A 508-nucleotide genomic window follows, 5' to 3' on the forward strand; every position below is an offset into this window, starting at 1 on the left:
CCTGTCGATCCCGGTGATCGGCTCCTGGCTCAGCTCATCGATCTTCGGCGGGGAGTTCCCGGGCACCATCATCATCAGCCGGTTCTTCATCGTCCACGTACTGCTCATCCCGGCTCTGCTGGTGGCGCTGATCAGCGCCCACCTGGGTCTGGTCTTCAAGCAGAAGCACACCCAGTGGCCCGGTCCCGGCCGGACCAACGAGAACGTGGTCGGCGAGCGGTTCTACCCGCGCTACGTGCTCAAGCAGGGCGGCTTCTTCATGGTCGTCTTCGGCGTGATCGCGCTGATGGGCGGTCTGTTCCAGATCAACCCGATCTGGTTGTTCGGCCCGTACGAGGCGTGGGTGGTCTCGTTCGCCAGCCAGCCCGACTGGTACGTCATGTTCCTGGACGGCTCGACCCGGCTCATGCCGGCGTGGGAGATCAGCATCCCCATCGGGGACGGCTACGTCATCCCGCCGATCTTCTGGCCGACGGTCGTCCTGCCGGGCATCCTGATCGCGATCTCG

1 protein-coding gene is annotated in these 508 nt (G+C 64.8%); it reads left to right on the plus strand.

Annotation, left to right across the window (positions count from 1 at the left end; translation table 11 throughout):
• The coding region (locus tag ACW0Q9_RS30375; protein WP_456187179.1) for a cytochrome b N-terminal domain-containing protein at positions 1–508 on the plus strand (508 nt) is incomplete at both ends.

The organism is Micromonospora sp. I033 (genome assembly GCF_053890995.1).